The sequence below is a fragment of the Pontimicrobium sp. MEBiC06410 genome (genome assembly GCF_053601615.1).
The window spans coordinates 117,813-134,720 of sequence record NZ_JBSHNT010000143.1; the positions used below are offsets into that span (position 1 = coordinate 117,813).

Annotated in this window: 15 protein-coding genes; 6 read left to right on the forward strand and 9 right to left on the reverse strand. The window is 29.7% G+C overall.

Translation table 11 applies throughout. The features are described 5' to 3' along the window. The first annotated feature begins 166 nt into the window (after window positions 1-166). Window positions 167-313, forward strand: coding sequence for a hypothetical protein (locus tag ACVC08_RS05305; protein ID WP_452598173.1), 147 nt, complete (start codon window positions 167-169; stop codon window positions 311-313). On the opposite strand, the gene ACVC08_RS05310 is transcribed toward ACVC08_RS05305, so the two are convergent. The 9 genes from ACVC08_RS05310 to tsaD all read right to left on the reverse strand — a co-directional run bounded on the left by ACVC08_RS05310 (window position 310) and on the right by tsaD (window position 8,314). After that, window positions 310-1,494: a THUMP-like domain-containing protein gene (locus tag ACVC08_RS05310; RefSeq protein WP_452601275.1), complete on the reverse strand. Its 1,185-nt coding sequence runs from the start codon at window positions 1,492-1,494 to the stop codon at window positions 310-312. The genes ACVC08_RS05305 and ACVC08_RS05310 overlap by 4 nt on opposite strands. Window positions 1,495-1,506: 12 nt before the next feature. Further along, window positions 1,507-2,595, reverse strand: a complete 1,089-nt coding sequence (locus tag ACVC08_RS05315; protein ID WP_452601276.1) for an AI-2E family transporter — start codon at window positions 2,593-2,595, stop codon at window positions 1,507-1,509. A gap of 407 nt (window positions 2,596-3,002) precedes the next feature. Next, window positions 3,003-3,503 carry a TrmH family RNA methyltransferase gene (locus ACVC08_RS05320; protein WP_452601277.1) on the reverse strand — a complete coding sequence of 167 codons (501 nt, stop codon included), beginning with the start codon at window positions 3,501-3,503 and terminating at the stop codon, window positions 3,003-3,005. Between the two features lie 213 nt (window positions 3,504-3,716). Next, window positions 3,717-4,373 (reverse strand): DUF4159 domain-containing protein, encoded by a 657-nt coding sequence (locus tag ACVC08_RS05325; protein ID WP_452601278.1) that lies wholly within the window; start codon window positions 4,371-4,373, stop codon window positions 3,717-3,719. Window positions 4,374-4,440: 67 nt separating this feature from the next. Beyond that, window positions 4,441-5,145, reverse strand: a complete 705-nt coding sequence (locus ACVC08_RS05330) for a 16S rRNA (uracil(1498)-N(3))-methyltransferase (protein ID WP_452601279.1) — start codon at window positions 5,143-5,145, stop codon at window positions 4,441-4,443. Next, complete coding sequence (locus tag ACVC08_RS05335) at window positions 5,145-5,783, reverse strand: peptidylprolyl isomerase (protein ID WP_452596765.1); 639 nt, start codon at window positions 5,781-5,783, stop codon at window positions 5,145-5,147. Before ACVC08_RS05335 ends, ACVC08_RS05330 begins: the two co-directional genes overlap by 1 nt. A 152-nt stretch (window positions 5,784-5,935) precedes the next feature. Then, window positions 5,936-6,262: a TfoX/Sxy family protein gene (locus ACVC08_RS05340; protein ID WP_452601280.1), complete on the reverse strand. Its 327-nt coding sequence runs from the start codon at window positions 6,260-6,262 to the stop codon at window positions 5,936-5,938. A gap of 398 nt (window positions 6,263-6,660) precedes the next feature. Then, window positions 6,661-7,278 (reverse strand): hypothetical protein, encoded by a 618-nt coding sequence (locus tag ACVC08_RS05345; RefSeq protein ID WP_452601281.1) that lies wholly within the window; start codon window positions 7,276-7,278, stop codon window positions 6,661-6,663. Between the two features lie 13 nt (window positions 7,279-7,291). Next, window positions 7,292-8,314 (reverse strand): tRNA (adenosine(37)-N6)-threonylcarbamoyltransferase complex transferase subunit TsaD, encoded by a 1,023-nt coding sequence (gene tsaD, locus ACVC08_RS05350; RefSeq protein WP_452601282.1) that lies wholly within the window; start codon window positions 8,312-8,314, stop codon window positions 7,292-7,294. A 166-nt stretch (window positions 8,315-8,480) separates the two neighbouring features. Here tsaD and ACVC08_RS05355 point away from each other — a divergent pair, with 166 nt between their 5' ends. The 5 genes from ACVC08_RS05355 to ACVC08_RS05375 all read left to right on the forward strand — a co-directional run bounded on the left by ACVC08_RS05355 (window position 8,481) and on the right by ACVC08_RS05375 (window position 16,895). After that, complete coding sequence (locus ACVC08_RS05355) at window positions 8,481-12,887, forward strand: translocation/assembly module TamB domain-containing protein (RefSeq protein ID WP_452601283.1); 4,407 nt, start codon at window positions 8,481-8,483, stop codon at window positions 12,885-12,887. Between the two features lie 168 nt (window positions 12,888-13,055). Further along, the gene (gene pfkA / locus ACVC08_RS05360) at window positions 13,056-14,042 is read left to right on the forward strand and encodes a 6-phosphofructokinase (protein WP_452601284.1); all 987 of its coding nucleotides are present in this window, start codon (window positions 13,056-13,058) and stop codon (window positions 14,040-14,042) included. A gap of 17 nt (window positions 14,043-14,059) precedes the next feature. Beyond that, window positions 14,060-15,061 carry a type I glyceraldehyde-3-phosphate dehydrogenase gene (gene gap, locus ACVC08_RS05365; RefSeq protein ID WP_452601285.1) on the forward strand — a complete coding sequence of 334 codons (1,002 nt, stop codon included), beginning with the start codon at window positions 14,060-14,062 and terminating at the stop codon, window positions 15,059-15,061. A gap of 87 nt (window positions 15,062-15,148) precedes the next feature. Continuing rightward, window positions 15,149-16,015, forward strand: coding sequence for a BadF/BadG/BcrA/BcrD ATPase family protein (locus ACVC08_RS05370; protein WP_452601286.1), 867 nt, complete (start codon window positions 15,149-15,151; stop codon window positions 16,013-16,015). Between the two features lie 292 nt (window positions 16,016-16,307). Continuing rightward, window positions 16,308-16,895: a hypothetical protein gene (locus ACVC08_RS05375; protein ID WP_452601287.1), complete on the forward strand. Its 588-nt coding sequence runs from the start codon at window positions 16,308-16,310 to the stop codon at window positions 16,893-16,895. Window positions 16,896-16,908: the final 13 nt, after the last annotated feature.

Here is a 16,908-nt window from a genome sequence, read left to right on the forward strand (position 1 = left end):
AAAATAGCTTTATAAGCAAGAAAAAATTAATCTTTATAATATCCTATAAACTCTATAGAGTTAACAATGCCTGTTGTATAATTGTTTTACAAAGTGAGTAAAGGTTTTATGTGTAAAAGGATGTTAACCATTAAAAAAACGTAATAATTATATAAATTTGCATGTAATGGCAAAGCGAGGACAAGAAAAAAACACGAAAAATAAAGCGAAGCATACTAAGTTGATGAATAGAAAAAAGAATAAGCTTCGTAATGAGAAAGCAACGCGAGAGCAGCGTTTAAAAGCAATTATAAAAAAAGCAAACGAAAGCTAATCTATTTTACTACAGGACAATATTACTTTTTTAGTATTGTTTAAGGTTGTAAAAAACAGGTAATAATTTCCTCCGTCTTTAATTTTTAATTTTTTTCTTATGGTTTGTACTGTTTCAGGAAAGTTTCGTGTTGTAACATTAGCTTTAGTAATATTCATTTCTTTTTTAAACAGCTTCTTATTATAGTCTATTATTTTTTCAATTTTAAAACGTCTTCCAGGAAACGTTATTAAAGAATTGCTTGTATACAAATGCGAATGTTTTTGTAACTTGTTTAGGTTTAATTGAGATGAAATACTGTTAAAGGCCCCCATTTTTAATATGGCAGCATTTGGTTCGTATAAATAGGTTAGTGGCTCACTATAATTAGCTTCTGTTTTTGCTTCTTCGTTTAAATAAAACTGAAACGTTTGTTGTGTTGTTTTTAAAAGGTTAGTGGTTTGTATATTTATTTCTCCATTAAAATCACGATCTAAAACCCATAATAATTCTTTTACTTCATTATTTACTGCAACACTGTATATTGTTTTTACATATTTTAATTCGTTAATTCCAATAGAAACATCAAGTAAAGGAGATGTTTTAATTACTATTGTTTTTGTGCGTTTAAATAATAAATCTAGATACTTTGGTATATTTGGTAAACAATCATTTAATAAAAAAACTTTGCCTTTAGCGTCATTTCTACGTGAAGGATCTATATATATATAATCGAACTTTTGTTCGCTTTTTAAAAGGTATTCAATACCATCTTGATTAATGCAATTAACATTATTAATAGCTAATTGCTTATAGTTATGAGATACTTTTTGTGATAATTCATTATTAATTTCACAGTGTACTACATCTTTAAACACTTTTGAAAAATAATAGCAGTCTACCCCAAAGCCTCCTGTTAAGTCTATTATAGAATTACCAGATATTAAACTAGCTTTAAATTTAGCAGTAATTTCTGAAGAGGTTTGTTCTATATTAAGCTTATTAGGGTAATATATTTGCTTAGTATTAAACCAAGTGGGAAGTTTTTTTTTACAACGTTTTTTTGCTTCAATTTGTTCTATAATAGCTTTTGCTTCTACAGTAGTATTAGGTATGCCTTTTAATAGAAGTGAAGCTATATCTGAATTTAAATTAGCATTTATAAATTCCTGATGTTCTGTATTTAAAATAGAATGATTCAAAAAAAAGTGGTATTAAAGCCCTTTGGTTAGTTTCTTAACTATTTTATTTTCAGATAAGAATTCTTTTAAAATAACTTTTATAGCTGTATATGCTGGGATTGCTACTACTAATCCAATAATACCAAATAAAACGCCAGCAATAAGTATCACTAAAAATATTTCTAATGGATGAGATTTAACGCTTTTAGAAAATATTACAGGTTGACTAAAGAAATTGTCTACCAATTGTGCAATTACAAACCCAATCATTACATAAATGGTTTTTGGTAAAATAACCTCGCTAAAACTAGCTCCTAAATTACTTGTCATAGTAAGTGTAAGCATTAGTATAGCACTTACCATTGGACCTACATAAGGTATTAGGTTTAAAAGCGCACATAAAAAGGCTATTACTACGGCGTTTTTTATACCAAAAATAAGTAATACCGCTGTGTAGATAACAAATAGTATTAGTATTTGAAATACTAAGCCTACGAAATATCTTGAGAGTAGATCTTTAATTTTAGTAAATGATTTTTTAGAACGTGTTTCTTTATTATCTGGAATAATGGTCATAATACCATCTTCCATTAATTTGCTGTCTTTTAAAAAGAAAAATGAAATAAATAACACAGAAAATAAACCAATACTAAAGCTTCCGAAACCACTAACTATCGAGTTTAAAAAGTTTGGTATTACGGAATAATCTATTTTTCCGAGAACATTAGAATCTTTTAAGGATTGTTCTACATCTACGCTACTAATATTAAAATAGGTTGTTATTTCTTTGTAAAGGCCTTCAATATTACTTTGTAAACTGTCTATATTTAAAAGCGATAAATTATGACCTTGCTCTACTATTAAAGGGATAAAAAGCATTACTAAACCTACTAATAAGCCTATTAAAAATACCATAGTAACAATAACGGATAGTGTATTGCTAAACTTTAATTTACGTCTTAAAAATAAAACAATAGGGCGCCCAATAAGTGATATTACACCTGCTATAGCAATGTAAACAATGATGGCTTGTATTTTATATAAAAAGAAAACAAGAATAAGCACACCTAGTATAATCCCTATAGATTTTAATATGCCGTTAGATATGGTATTAGAATTCATTTAGTAAATATACAGATTGCTATTAAATTTTCTAATTACTGATTAGAATTTATTTAATAAATGGATTTAGCATTTTGATGAAATTCGTTAATTTGAGTGCGTTTTACGATTAAAAGGCGCAAAACTTATATAGAAAATAAGAATTTTAGGCTACAAATATGTTCTCGATACAATACCTCATTTACCGTGTACTGAGCGTAGGCGAATTATGGGAATTACTCGAATTGATGTTGGGATAAAACTGGAATCATGTCGTCAGTTCGAGTAAAATTCCTTTTTTAGGAATTTTGTATCGAGAACCATTTGGGTTACAAAGCTTATCGAGACAATTCCTCGTTAATCAGAACCATTTGAACCGAAATGCTACTATTTTAGTTTGATTCAAAATTTGTATAACAGAATTCTTACTATCGTAACTGTTTTGTTATTTCGTACAATGCAATATTTGTTGCTTGTACAACATTCATACTACTATTTTGTCCAAACATATCGATATGAATAATTGTATCGCTAAGTGCTAAAATAGGTTCTGAAACTCCAAAATTTTCATCGCCAATAACAAGTGCTATTGGTTGTTCTTTAGAAAATTGACAGTTATGGATTGGAATACTATTATCTGTAATTTCTAAAGAGACAATTTTGTAACCTTTAGTTTTTAATTGATTAATGACTAGGGAAATATTTTCATTAACTTCAAAATCTACAACTTTTTCGGTAGCTCTAGAGGTTTTTGTCATTTTTCTACCCATAGGAATTTCTGAAGTGCAAAATATAATTTTTTCTATTCCGAAGGCATCAGCAATACGAAATAGACTTCCAATGTTTGGTGCATTCGTTACATTTTCGCAAACTAACGTTATTGGAAACGTATGTTTGGTAAATTTGGTGTTGTAGTGGGTTAATTGCATTTAAAAATATGGTAGATGAAAAGGTTTGCCACAATTGTAATTTGAATGAAGAAACATGTCGGAGGTAATAATACATCCAAAAGACTCTTTATGAAAATTATTTAGACCAACAGTGTAAGTATGTTTATTAATACTGGATAACGATACAAAAAGAAATAATAATGCTAAACTAAAGGCTATGATTTTATTTTTAAAGTTAAACAGTTTCATTACTTAATTCTCGAAAGCATATTTTACAATATTTGCACCCATTTGTAGAGAGCGTAATCTTACCTCTTCGGGATCATTATGTACTTCTGGGTCTTCCCAACCATCTCCTAAATCACTTTCAAAAGTAAATAATAATACCAATCTGGTTTTATGAAATAAACCAAAAGCTTGAGGGCGTTTGCCATCGTGTTCATGGATTTTTGGTAAGCCTTTTGGAAATTTATAAGCTGTATTAAAAATGGGATGATTATTTGGTAATTCTACCAATTCCTGATTTGGGAATACTTTTTTTAATTCTTTAGTAATATAAGGTTGCATCCCGTAATTATCGTCGATATGTAAAAAACCGCCAGATATTAAGTAGTTTCTTAAATTTTCGGCGTCTTCATCACTAAAAAACACATTGCCATGCCCCGTCATGTGTAATAATGGATATTGAAAAATATCTGAACTTCCAACTTCTACCGTTTCTGGTTTAGCTTTCATTTTAGTATTTATATTATCATTACAAAACGCAATAAGGTTTGGTAATGCTGTTGGGTTACTATACCAATCGCCACCGCCTTTATATTTTAAAATAGCTAAATCTTGTGCGGTACTATATTGTATAGTAAAACAGGTAATTGCAATACTGAATAGGAAAATTCTTTTCAATGTCATATCTCAAAAATAGCAAGATTTATAGTGTAAAACACATTTTTAACGAAATTTTCAAAAAGACTATTGATTATTCATTTACAAACGCTACAGAATGGCAAGCTACAATAGCAGCAGTTTCTGTACGAAGTCTTGTTTTGCCTAGAGTTACAGGTTTCCAATTATTTTGTAAAGCGAGTTCAATTTCTTTGGTACTAAAATCGCCTTCAGGCCCTATAAGTATCGTTGTTGTTGTGTTTGGTTTTAGCAGGCTTTTTAAGGATTGTTTTTTTGTCTCTTCGCAATGCGCGATAAAACAATCACCTTCGGGAGTTGTTTTTAAATACTCTTTAAGAGATGTAGCATCTTTAAGTTCTGGCAAATAGCATTGTAGAGATTGCTTCATGGCAGATTGTAAAATCTTCTGGAAACGTTCTGCTTTAATAACTTTACGCTCGCTGTGGTCGCAAATAATAGGCGTGATGCTAGTAATACCTATTTCGGTAGCTTTTTCTAAAAACCACTCGTAGCGGTCATTCATTTTTGTTGGTGCAACTGCTAAATGTAAATTATATTTTGCGGGTGCTTGTTGTGTTTTAGATTGTATGGTTGCCACACAGTTTTTAAGCGCTGCAATTGTTATTTCTGCATTAAATAACCAACCTTTGCCATTGGTAATATGCATAGTATCGCCTACTTGCTTACGTAGTACTTTTACAATATGTTTACTTTCTTCTTTTGAAAAAGAGAATTGTGTTGTATTATCGTTTATTTCTGAGTTATAAAATAATTGCATTAGGCTTTGTCAATAATTTTAAGCACCTTAACTTCTTTAATTGTTTTAATTCTGTGTGTTTTTAATATAACATAGTAGCCATTATCTTCTTGGGTTCTAACCGTGTAAATGTCTCCTAAATTATTCTTTAAATCACTTACTTGTTCTTCTACTTCAATAGGCATATCTCCATCTTTAAACCAACCAGAATCTCCTCCAGTATATGCATTTCTATCCATAGAGTATTTTTTTGCTAAGTCTTCAAATTTAATACCATCCTTATGCTGTTTTATAATGTCTTTAGTAACCTCATGAATTCTTTTTAATTTTACTGTATTACCATCTAAAAACACATAGCTTATTCTGTAATGTGGCTCGTTCGTTTTTTCGATAACTTTATAATGCACTTTGCCAAACTCTACATCTACAGTTTTTGTGGCACCAACTGGTAAACCTATAATAGTTTTAGCTAACCTTGTTTTATGTTTGGCTTCATTAAAAATAATTAATTTATTCTTTTTCTTAGACTTTTCAGCTTCTATGTAGGCTTCAGCTTGCTCAACAGTTGCTATAGTATCTAATGCTTTTTTTAGTTTTCTGCTTTGTGCAAATGAAGCTGTAGATAAACATAATACGATTAGAAGTAGGGCTTTATTCATTGATTTAAATTTTTACAACACAAAAAAACAAAATATTATAGTGTGTTGTATTATTATTTAAAACTTTATTAACAGGGATTTAAACAACCCAATCCCTACGCAGGCAAGAATCTCATCAAGAGGAAGATAATAACCTCTTATAAACCATAGTATTACAATTTGCTTTTAGCGTGTTCTAAACCTAATTCTATGTAGTGTAATAATTCTAATTCAGTTGCTATACCATCTTCTAAAACATAGATAAACTCTTTCATTGGTTTTTTAGTGAAATCCATAGGTATTACATTTGGTTTTTCTAATTCAGTTTCCATTTTCTCTGAAATAACACGTACCATCAATTTATTTTTAATAACACCTATAGTCATTTTTCCTTTGTATAGAAAAGCGATTCCTCCAAACATTTTTTTGTCTGTAAAGGTTTCTGGAAAGAACTGTAATTGCTCTTTTATTCTATTGACGAGTTGTGCGTTGTAAGCCATATTTAAACATACTTATAATGATATTAAATATAAGAAACAATTGAGTTAATATTATTAAAGCAATAAGAACTACAAAAATTACAGTTTTATGATTTGAAGTATTAAATAAAAAAAATCCTATTTTAAGACATAAAATAGAGCCTATAGTAATGAAAATATGTGTTTTAGTTAACCCCTTTATTAAAGCTATTTTTATTTTATTTAGGATTAAATATGCGAAGCCAGATATTAAGAGTATAATCGATAATATTATATCAATACCCAAAAGGCTAATAATAAAATAAGTATCATGTATGTTAATACTTATTACCTCTGTTTCATCAAAATTGTAACTACAAATAATATGTATAAGAAGGATAAATAAAACGATTAAGAAATAATGATAAGATTTTAACTTTTTAAGCATCAGTATTTTCTTTTGTATTAAATAGTTTTTTATCTATAAACCATGTGATGCCAACTAACAAAGAGAAAATAATAATACGTTCAGTTACAGCAATTGCTAACGATATAATGACACTAAAAATAAGTTCTAAAATTGGTTTTGATTGCCAAGCGCTAGGAAGGTAATCTCTGTGTATAGAGGTTATAAAAATAACATAGTATTCTATATTTCTTCCAGTAATAATACTTATTATTAATAATAGTAGCACTAGTAGAATACTTTTTGTATTAATTTTTCTAAGTTTTTTTATCCAAAACAATTGTGCAAGTAAGCAATATAGAAGTGGTCTAAACGATAGATACCAATAGAAAGAGGCGTATGGTCCTAAGGCTCTTTCACTAAAAACGGTCGGTTCTTTAGAATTTATAAGTTGAATAAGAAGTATTAAATGATAGAAAAAATAAATAATTCCAGAGACTCGTATTACTATTGTTCCATAATTAAAATAAGACGCTAACGCATTTTTAAAACTAGAATTTACAAAAAATGAAAGTATAAAAACAAGCATTGAGCATAAGCCAAACCCTAGAAAAATAGCTTCAAAAAGGAGTCTAATGGTCTCGTTTTGCAATACTGTTGTTTTTTTAAATTTTTAATCTAGCTGAAGCCATAACATTGCTTTCTGCGAAATCATCTTCTAAGTATTTTAAATAGCCAACAATAGCAATCATAGCGGCATTATCTGTAGTAAATTCAAATTTAGGAACGTAAGTAATCCAACCAAATTTTTTCTCACCATCTTTTAACGCTTGGCGTATTCCAGAATTTGCAGAAACACCTCCGCCAATGGCAATTTGTTTAATACCAGTTTGTTTAGTGGCTAGTTTTAATTTATCTATTAAAATACCAATAATTGTATATTGAATAGAAGCACAAATGTCGTTTAAATTTTCAGCTATAAAATTAGGATTGGCTTTAACTTCTCGTTGTATAAAATATAATACAGCAGTTTTAAAACCAGAAAAGCTAAAGTTTAAGCCTTCTACTTTAGGCTTGGTAAATTTAAAAGCTTTAGGATTACCTAATTTTGCGCGTCTATCTATTTCTGGACCAGCAGGATATCCTAAACCTAAAATTTTGCCACTTTTATCGTAAGCCTCACCAACGGCATCATCTATAGTTTCTCCAAGAACTGTCATTTTAAAATAATTGTCTACTCTTACAATTTGTGTGTGTCCCCCAGAAATAGTCACACCTAAAAATGGAAAAGTAGGTTTCTCATACCCCTCTTCATCTATAAAATGAGCCAAAATATGAGCCTGCATGTGGTTAACATCTATTAAAGGAATATTTAAACCAAAAGCCATAGACTTTGCAAAAGAAGTACCAACGAGCAATGAGCCCATTAAACCAGGACCGCGAGTAAAAGCAATAGCATGCAATTGAGATTGTTCAATATCAGCTTTTTTTATGGCTTGGGCTACTACAGGAACAATATTTTGTTGGTGCGCTCTAGAAGCTAATTCTGGAACAACACCACCATATTCTTCATGTATTTTTTGACTTGCTATAACATTACTTAAAATTTTTCCGTTACATATAACAGAAGCGGCAGTATCGTCGCAAGAACTCTCAATACCAAGGATATAAATATTTTGTGAAGACATTAGTATATATTAGGCACAATTATTGTTAATTTTGAAAACATAAAAAGACATCTACAAACAGGTGTTTTTTCGTAATGCAAATGTAGTTTATTCTTAAAGAAAGTTATAACTTTAAATTAGTATCAAAAAGTTTCTAAAAATATTAGCTAAGATAGCGGCAATAATTTTGCTGCTTTTTATCATATTGGTATTATTCTTTTCTATACCAGCAGTACAAACCAGATTGGGCCGTTATGCAACAGAACGCCTTAATGAAGATTATAAAACTAATATAAAAATAGAAAAAGTTGGACTTCAGTTTAATGGCGATGTAGAATTGAAACAGATATTAATACGCGACTTTAAAAATGACACATTAATTAGCGCTACAGAATTAAATACTTCTATACTTAATTTTAAAAACCTTTATAATAGTAAACTAAATTTTGGAGATATAGACCTAGAAGATTTAGTGCTAAATATTATAACTTACAAAGGCGAAACAGAGACTAATCTAGATGTCTTTGTAGCAAGGTTTGATGATGAGAATCCAAGATTAGAAAAAAGCGATTTTCTACTATCTTCTAGTGATGTTTCTGTGTATAATGGAACATTTAATTTAATAGATGAAAATAAAGAAACGCCTCAAATTTTAAAATTCACAGATTTAGGGATTAACGCAACAAATTTTGTAATTAATGGCAGCGATGTAGATGCAAGAATAAATACTCTTGGTTTTGTAGATAGTCGTGGATTAGTTATGCAGAATATGTCTACTAATTTTAAGTATACATTATCGGAAATGCGATTCGATAACTTAAATATAAGAACAAAACAATCCACCTTAAAAGGAGATTTAAAATTTAACTACAAAAGAGAAGACTTTAAAGATTTTGAAGATAAAGTTAAGGTTACTGCTAATTTTACAGAAGGAGATATAGCTTTAAATGAATTAAATACATTTTATAACGAGTTTGGGGCTAACCAACATGCCACATTAAGTACCCAGCTAACAGGGACATTAAATGATTTAACAGCTAATAATTTAAAATTAACAACAAATACCAGAACCAATGTTTATGGTACATTAAACTTTAAAAATTTATTTAATGCAGCAGATAATAACTTTGAAATGCGAGGGGAGTTTACAAAACTATCATCAAGTTATTATGCATTAAAAGATTTATTACCAAATGTGTTAGGAGAATCTATTCCATCAATATTTAGTAAACTAGGAACATTCTCTATAACAGGAAATACGCATATAACCTCGCAAAATATAAAAGCAAAATTAAACATTAATACCACCTTAGGTTTTGTAAGTTCCGATTTAGAAATCTCTAATGTCGATAATATAGATACAGCGTCCTATAAAGGAAATGTTATATTTAGTGCTTTCGATATGGGGACGTTTTTAGAAGACCCTAAATTAGGCGAAATGTCTGCAAATTTAGATGTAGATGGTGTTGGGTTTGAAAAAGAAAATCTACGCTCTAAACTAACAGGAGATGTTTATTCTATAAACTATAATAATTATACTTATAAAAATATTTTGGTTAATGGAAAATACCAAAAAAACATATTTAATGGAGAATTAATTGCAGACGATAAAAACTTAAAATTAAAATTTAACGGGTTAGCAGATTTATCTAAAGCAGTAAATACATTCGATTTCGTTGCCAATGTAGATTATGCTAACTTAAAAGTACTTAATTTTTATAATAGAGATGAGACTTCAATTTTTAAAGGAATTGTAAGTATGAAAATGCAAGGGACAACAATAGATGATGCAGTTGGTAGTATTTCATTTAATAAAACAAATTATAAAAATGAAGTAGACGATTACTATTTTAATGATTTTGCAATACAATCTTCATTTCAAAATAATGAAAGAATTATAGAGGTAAACTCCCCAGACATAGTAAAAGGGCAAATAAGCGGGAACTTTAAATTTAAAAATATTACCAAACTTTTTGAAAACTCTATAAAAGATATTTACACTAATGAAGCCCCTAATGTAATAGAAGAAAATCAATACATAGATTTTAACTTTAAAATTTATAATAAAATTGTAGAAGTATTTTTCCCAGAAGTTAAACTAGGAAAAAACACGTTTATAAAAGGACGTGTAGAAACCGATGAGAAAGAATTTAAACTAACCTTTAAATCCCCTAAAATTAAACTGTTAGATTATTTTGCAAGCGAAATAGAAGTACAGGTAGATAATAGAAACCCTTTATTTAATACCTACATAGAAATAGATAGTGTTAATACAAAATATTATAGCGCTTCAAAATTTAACTTAATTAATGTAACCTTAAATGATACGTTGTTTATGCGTTCAGAATTTAAAGGAGGCAAAAATAACACAGATAATTATAACCTTAGTTTTTACCATACCATAAATGCCGATAATAAATCTGTAGTAGGTTTTAAAAAGAGCGATGTAACTTTTAAAAATAATAAATGGTACGTAAATAATAGACGTGATAAATACAATAAAATAGAATTCGATAGAGACTTTAAAAACTTTAAAGTAGATCGTTTTATAATGAGTCACCAAGATGAAGAAATTAAATTATCTGGAATTATAAAAGACTCAACGTATAAAGACATAAAACTTGATTTTAAAGACGTAGACCTTGCAAAAATAACACCTAGAATAGATAGCTTATTATTAGCAGGAAATGTTAATGGAAAACTTAATGTTTTACAACAAGATGGAAACTACCTGCCAACCTCTAAAGTAACCATAGATGATTTAAAAGTAAATAGACAACTTTTTGGCTCTTTTGAAGCAAACATAATAGGAAATGAGTCTTTAACTAACTATAAAATTGATGCCAAAATAAAAGATGATATAACCAATTCATTTGCTGCAAAAGGAGATATCAATATAGCAAAAGGGAACTCTACAATAAACTTGGGTTTAAATTTTAATAAATTTAGTTTAATACCATTAACACCACTATTAGATCCAGTTTTAAATGATATACGAGGCGATATAAGTGGAGAAGCAAAAGTAATAGGAAACTTAAATAAGCCAGATATAAACGGAGAACTACTTATAGATAGTGGAGGATTAAATGTACCCTATTTAAACGTAGATTATAGTTTTGAAGATAACTCATCAGTATCACTAAAAAATCAAAGCTTTATATTTAATAATATAAATATTACTGATACAAAAGAACTTTCAAAGGGCGTTTTAGGAGGAAGTGTAAGCCATGTAAATTTTGGTAAATGGAAGTTAGATTTAAATATAGGAACCGATCGTCTTTTAATTTTAGACACTAAAGATAATGAAGATGCACTATATTATGGAAAAGGTTTTATTGGCGGAACTGCTAATATTCAAGGCCCTACAGAAGCACTTGTAATTACAGCAGATGCCCAAACAAAAAAAGGAACCGAATTTTATATTCCATTAAACGATTTAGAATCTTTTGGAGATAATACATTTATTCATTTTTTAAGCCCCGAAGAAAAATTAGCGAAAGCAGAAGGTAAAGAAGTTATTAGAGAAGACATTACAGGATTAGAGTTAGACTTTAATTTAGATGTAACAAGCGATGCACTAATAGAAATTAAAATGGATAGAGAGTCAGGAAGTACTATTAGTGGGCGTGGAGCAGGAGAACTACTCTTTAATATTAATACCAATGGTAAATTTAATATGTATGGAGATTTTATTGTTTGGGAAGGCTACTATAATTTTTTCTTTGGAGGTATTGTACAAAAACAATTTGTAGTAAGACCATACGAAAGTAATTTAAGATGGGATGGAGACCCTTTAAAAGCAATAATAGATATTAAAGCACTATATTCTACAAGAACAAACCCATCTCCCTTATTAGATAACCCAATTACACAAAATATTCAAACAGATTTAGAAATAAATTTAACAGGACAATTAGAAAAGCCAGATTACGACTTTCAGTTTGAGTTCCCTAATGTAAACTCAACATTAAAATCTGAATTACAATATAGATTAGACTCTAAAGAAGATCGAGACAAGCAAGCTTTAAACTTATTGGCTACAGGTGCATTTAACAGGCAGTTAAAAGACTTAAATGTAACAGGAACATTAACCGAGCGTTTAAATGGTTTAATAAATGGACTATTTTCGGATAGTGAAGGAAAACTACAAGTTGGTGTTAATATAGAAGCAGGAAAAAACACACCAGGCTTTGAAACAGATAGCCGTGTTGGTGTAACACTACAAACCAAAATAACAGATCGTGTACTTATTAATGGAAAAGTAGGAGTGCCAGTAGGAGGCGTAAGCGAATCTGTTATAGCTGGAGATGTACAAATAGATTTTCTATTAAATAAAGAAGGAACCCTTACAGCTAAAGTATTTAATAGAGAAAATAGTATCCGTAATTTTGGAGAAGAAATTGGCTATACACAAGGCCTTGGTATTGCTTATTCTGTAGATTTTGACACATTTGGAGAATTACTACGTAAAATCTTTAAAAAGAAAGATGAAGAAGTAATTAACAAAAAAGAAGAACCAAAAGCAAAAGATAAAGACGCAGAAAAAACACCTTTTTCAGACAGCTCTATCGGACTTAAGAAAAAAGAAAACTAATACCTTTTTTATACGATTAACCCTTACATAGTTTTAAAATTTCAAGCTTTTTTCAACAATTTTATCAACTAAAACGTTATAGTGGAATTTGTCTCGTAAAATTTTAACGAAACCAACCTATTATATTAATTTTCTTTTATAGCTTTACGTAAATTAATAAGAAAATTAATGTCGAAATCAATAAAAAAGATAGGAGTAATGACCTCTGGAGGAGATGCTCCTGGGATGAATGCTGCCATACGATCTGTAGCAAGAACCTGTGCCTATCATGGTATAGAATGCGCAGGGATTTATCGCGGTTATGAAGGAATGATTGAAGGTGATTTTAAAGAACTAACCGCACGTAATGTAAAAGGCATAATAAACAAAGGAGGAACCATTTTAAAATCTGCAAGATCACAAGAATTTAGAACCCCAGAAGGACGTAAAAAAGCATACGAAGCGTTACGAAAAGAAAACATAGATGCATTAGTAACAATAGGAGGAGATGGAACATTTACCGGAGCTTTAATCTTTAATCAAGAGTTTGAGTTTCCCGTTATGGGAATACCAGGAACTATAGATAATGATATTTTTGGAACATCTCATACTCTAGGCTACGATACGGCATTAAACACTGTCGTAGAAGCTATAGATAAAATTAGAGATACTGCCAGCTCACATAACCGTTTATTTTTTGTAGAAGTTATGGGACGAGATGTGGGACATATAGCTTTAAATGTAGGTGTAGGAGCAGGAGCAGAAGAAATTCTCATACCAGAAGAAGATTTAGGGTTAGAGCGTTTGTTAGACTCTTTAAGACGAAGTAAAAAATCTGGAAAATCGTCAAGTATAGTTGTCGTAGCAGAAGGAGACAAAATAGGAAAAAATGTTTTTGAACTTAAAGATTACGTAGAAGAAAACATGATGGAATACGAAGTGCGTGTCTCAGTTTTAGGGCATATGCAACGTGGTGGATCACCATCTTGTTTCGACCGGGTATTAGCAAGTAGAATGGGAGTAAAAGCAGTAGAAAGTCTATTAGAAGGAAAATCTAATGCCATGGTAGGTATCATTAACGATAAAATAGCTTTAACCCCATTAGAAAAAGCCATAAAAGGGCAATCTAAAATAAATAAAGAATTAATACGTGTGTCAGATATAATGACCACATAACAATAGAGAAGAAGATTATGTCAAAATTAAAATTAGGAATTAACGGATTTGGTAGAATAGGACGAATAGTATTTAGAGCTACAGTAAAAAGAGACAATGTAGAAGTTGTAGCTATCAACGATTTGTTAGATGTTAACCATTTAGCATATTTATTAGAATACGATTCTGTACACGGAAGATTTGATGGAACCATTGAAGTTAAAGATGGCAATCTTATTGTAGATGGTAAAACAATTAGAGTAACAGCAGAAAGAGACCCTAAAAACTTAAAATGGGATGCAGTAGGAGCTGAGGTAATAGCAGAATGTACAGGTATTTTTACAACATTAGAAACAGCAAACTATCATATACAAGCAGGAGCAAAAAAAGTAGTTATTTCTGCACCAAGTAAAGATGCACCAATGTTTGTAATGGGCGTAAATGATAATACCTTAAAAGCGAGCGATACAATAGTCTCTAATGCATCATGTACAACAAATTGTTTGGCTCCACTAGCTAAAATAATTGAAGAAAACTACGGAATAGAAGAAGCATTAATGACAACCATACATGCAGCCACTTCAACACAATATACAGTAGATTCGCCTTCAAGAAAAAACTATCGTTTAGGGCGCTCAGCAATGAACAATATTATTCCAACGAGTACAGGAGCAGCTAAGGCCGTAGGAAAGGTAATCCCAGAATTAGATGGTAAACTAACAGGAATGGCATTTCGTGTACCAACAGTAGATGTATCTGTAGTAGACTTAACTGTAAGGACTAAAAAAGAAACCTCTTTAAATGACATAAAAGAAGCCTTTAAAAAAGCATCAGTAGGAAGTATGAAAGGCATTTTAGGATACACCGATGAAATGGTAGTATCTCAAGATTTCGTTAGTGATGCTCGTACTAGTATCTTTGATGCAGAAGCAGCAATAGAGCTTAACTCTAAATTCTTTAAACTAGTAGCTTGGTACGATAATGAATTTGGATATTCCAATAAATTAGTAGATTTAGCCGAAAAAGTAAATAGTTTATAAAACAACACTATTAAAAACGCTGTTAATTTATAGATAATTAATAGCGTTTTTAGTTTAATATAGTTATAAAAAGACAACCAACAATTTATGATTTTAATAGTTGATAGCGGATCTACAAAATGCGATTGGATTGCAGTAGATGAAAATGGCAATCAAGTTCTAGAGAAAATTAGAACTAAAGGGTTAAACCCAGCAATATTAACAGAAAAAAAACTAAAAAAAACGATAAAAAAAAGCAAGGCACTTAAAGAGAATAAAAACGAAGTAACTCATGTTTTTTTCTATGGTGCTGGGTGTGGAACAGAAAAACCTAGGCAGACACTTAAATTAGTATTACAAACCTTCTTTGTAAATGCAAAAGTAAGCGTTAATGAAGATACCATGGCAGCAGTATATGCTACCATAAATAATAATACAGAAGCGGCAGTTGTATGTATTTTAGGAACAGGATCTAATTGTAGTTATTACGATGGTAAGCAGTTACATCAACGTGTAGCGTCTCTTGGCTACTCAATAATGGATGATGCAGCAGGTAATTATTACGGGAGGCAGTTATTACGTGATTATTACTTTAACCACATGCCAGAAGATTTAAAAGTATCGTTTGAAGATAAATACAATTTAGAAGCCGATTATATTAAACATAACCTATACAAGCAGCCCAACCCAAATGCCTATTTAGCTAATTTTGCAGAATTTATGATCCTTAATAAAGATTCAGAATACGTTATAGAATTAATAAAAAAAGGCATACGTGTTTTTGCTAAAAACATGATTATGCAATATAAAGAAGAGTTAAAAACAGTTCCAGTACACTTTGCAGGATCTATTGCTTTTTTCTGTCAAGAGGAAATTAAAGTTATTGCACAAGAGTTTGGTTTTAAAATAGGAAACTTTGAGCGTAGACCAATAGAAGGTTTAGTAAATTACCATACAAAGAATTTAAAGGTATAATATAGAGAAGATTAATGATAAAAATTGTTTCTCTTTTTTTACAATCAAAAACATGATATGTAATATATTTAGTTGTTTTAGTATAAGTAAAAGTATACAACTAACTGCAAATGTAAATTAGTTCTTTATTATGAACTAATTTACATTTGTATTAAAAAAATACAATTATATCCTATAATACTTTTTCGACTAATCAAATAAAACTGAGAATTTTATATTTAATAATTAATGATAATTTAAAAAATAAATATATTTTTGTACTCTTATTAATCAAACAAAAACTAACCAAGTATTGAAAAAATATTTTATACTTCCCCTTATCCCCTTTGTTTTTATATTTTTCTTTACTAATTGTAAATCAGATTCTAAACAAATAAATAAAAATTATAAATTTTATAATTTAGAACAGCAAGGTTGGAAATCTAAACGTGTAAATGAATTTGTTAACGGTATTAATTATACAGCTACCGAAGTCCCTTTACAGTATTATATTCTAAAAAATAATCAAAATCACCCTGAGATTGTAGACTCTCTTTATACTCTTTATAATAAGGAGCGCGTTATTGAAATTGAATTTGAGCATAGCCAACAAAAAGATTTATTAAAAGAAGAATTTACAAATAGAAACTACGAAGATGCTGTAAAATATATGGCATTTACAATCAAGCAAGATTTTACGGTAGTAACATCATCTAACGATACTATAAAATGCTCAGGTGTAAATTTTGAGCGAAATTTTAAAGTAGCCCCATTTAAACGCGTATTACTCTATTTTAATGCTATTAGTCCAGATGATGATATCAAGTTATTATATAACGACCAGTTATTTGGAAACGGAACAATACAATTTAATTTTAACGAAGCACCAATAAAACTATAAGACTTAATTTATC

Bases quoted from the DNA above. Each gene is read 5' to 3' on its own strand.
- ACVC08_RS05305 (WP_452598173.1), top strand. From the start codon at position 167: ATGGCAAAGCGAGGACAAGAAAAAAACACGAAAAATAAAGCGAAGCAT.
- ACVC08_RS05315 (WP_452601276.1), bottom strand. From the start codon at position 2,595: ATGAATTCTAATACCATATCTAACGGCATATTAAAATCTATAGGGATT.
- ACVC08_RS05320 (WP_452601277.1), bottom strand. From the start codon at position 3,503: ATGCAATTAACCCACTACAACACCAAATTTACCAAACATACGTTTCCA.
- ACVC08_RS05325 (WP_452601278.1), bottom strand. From the start codon at position 4,373: ATGACATTGAAAAGAATTTTCCTATTCAGTATTGCAATTACCTGTTTT.
- ACVC08_RS05330 (WP_452601279.1), bottom strand. From the start codon at position 5,145: ATGCAATTATTTTATAACTCAGAAATAAACGATAATACAACACAATTC.
- ACVC08_RS05335 (WP_452596765.1), bottom strand. From the start codon at position 5,783: ATGAATAAAGCCCTACTTCTAATCGTATTATGTTTATCTACAGCTTCA.
- ACVC08_RS05340 (WP_452601280.1), bottom strand. From the start codon at position 6,262: ATGGCTTACAACGCACAACTCGTCAATAGAATAAAAGAGCAATTACAG.
- tsaD (WP_452601282.1), bottom strand. From the start codon at position 8,314: ATGTCTTCACAAAATATTTATATCCTTGGTATTGAGAGTTCTTGCGAC.
- pfkA (WP_452601284.1), top strand. From the start codon at position 13,056: ATGTCGAAATCAATAAAAAAGATAGGAGTAATGACCTCTGGAGGAGAT.
- gap (WP_452601285.1), top strand. From the start codon at position 14,060: ATGTCAAAATTAAAATTAGGAATTAACGGATTTGGTAGAATAGGACGA.
- ACVC08_RS05370 (WP_452601286.1), top strand. From the start codon at position 15,149: ATGATTTTAATAGTTGATAGCGGATCTACAAAATGCGATTGGATTGCA.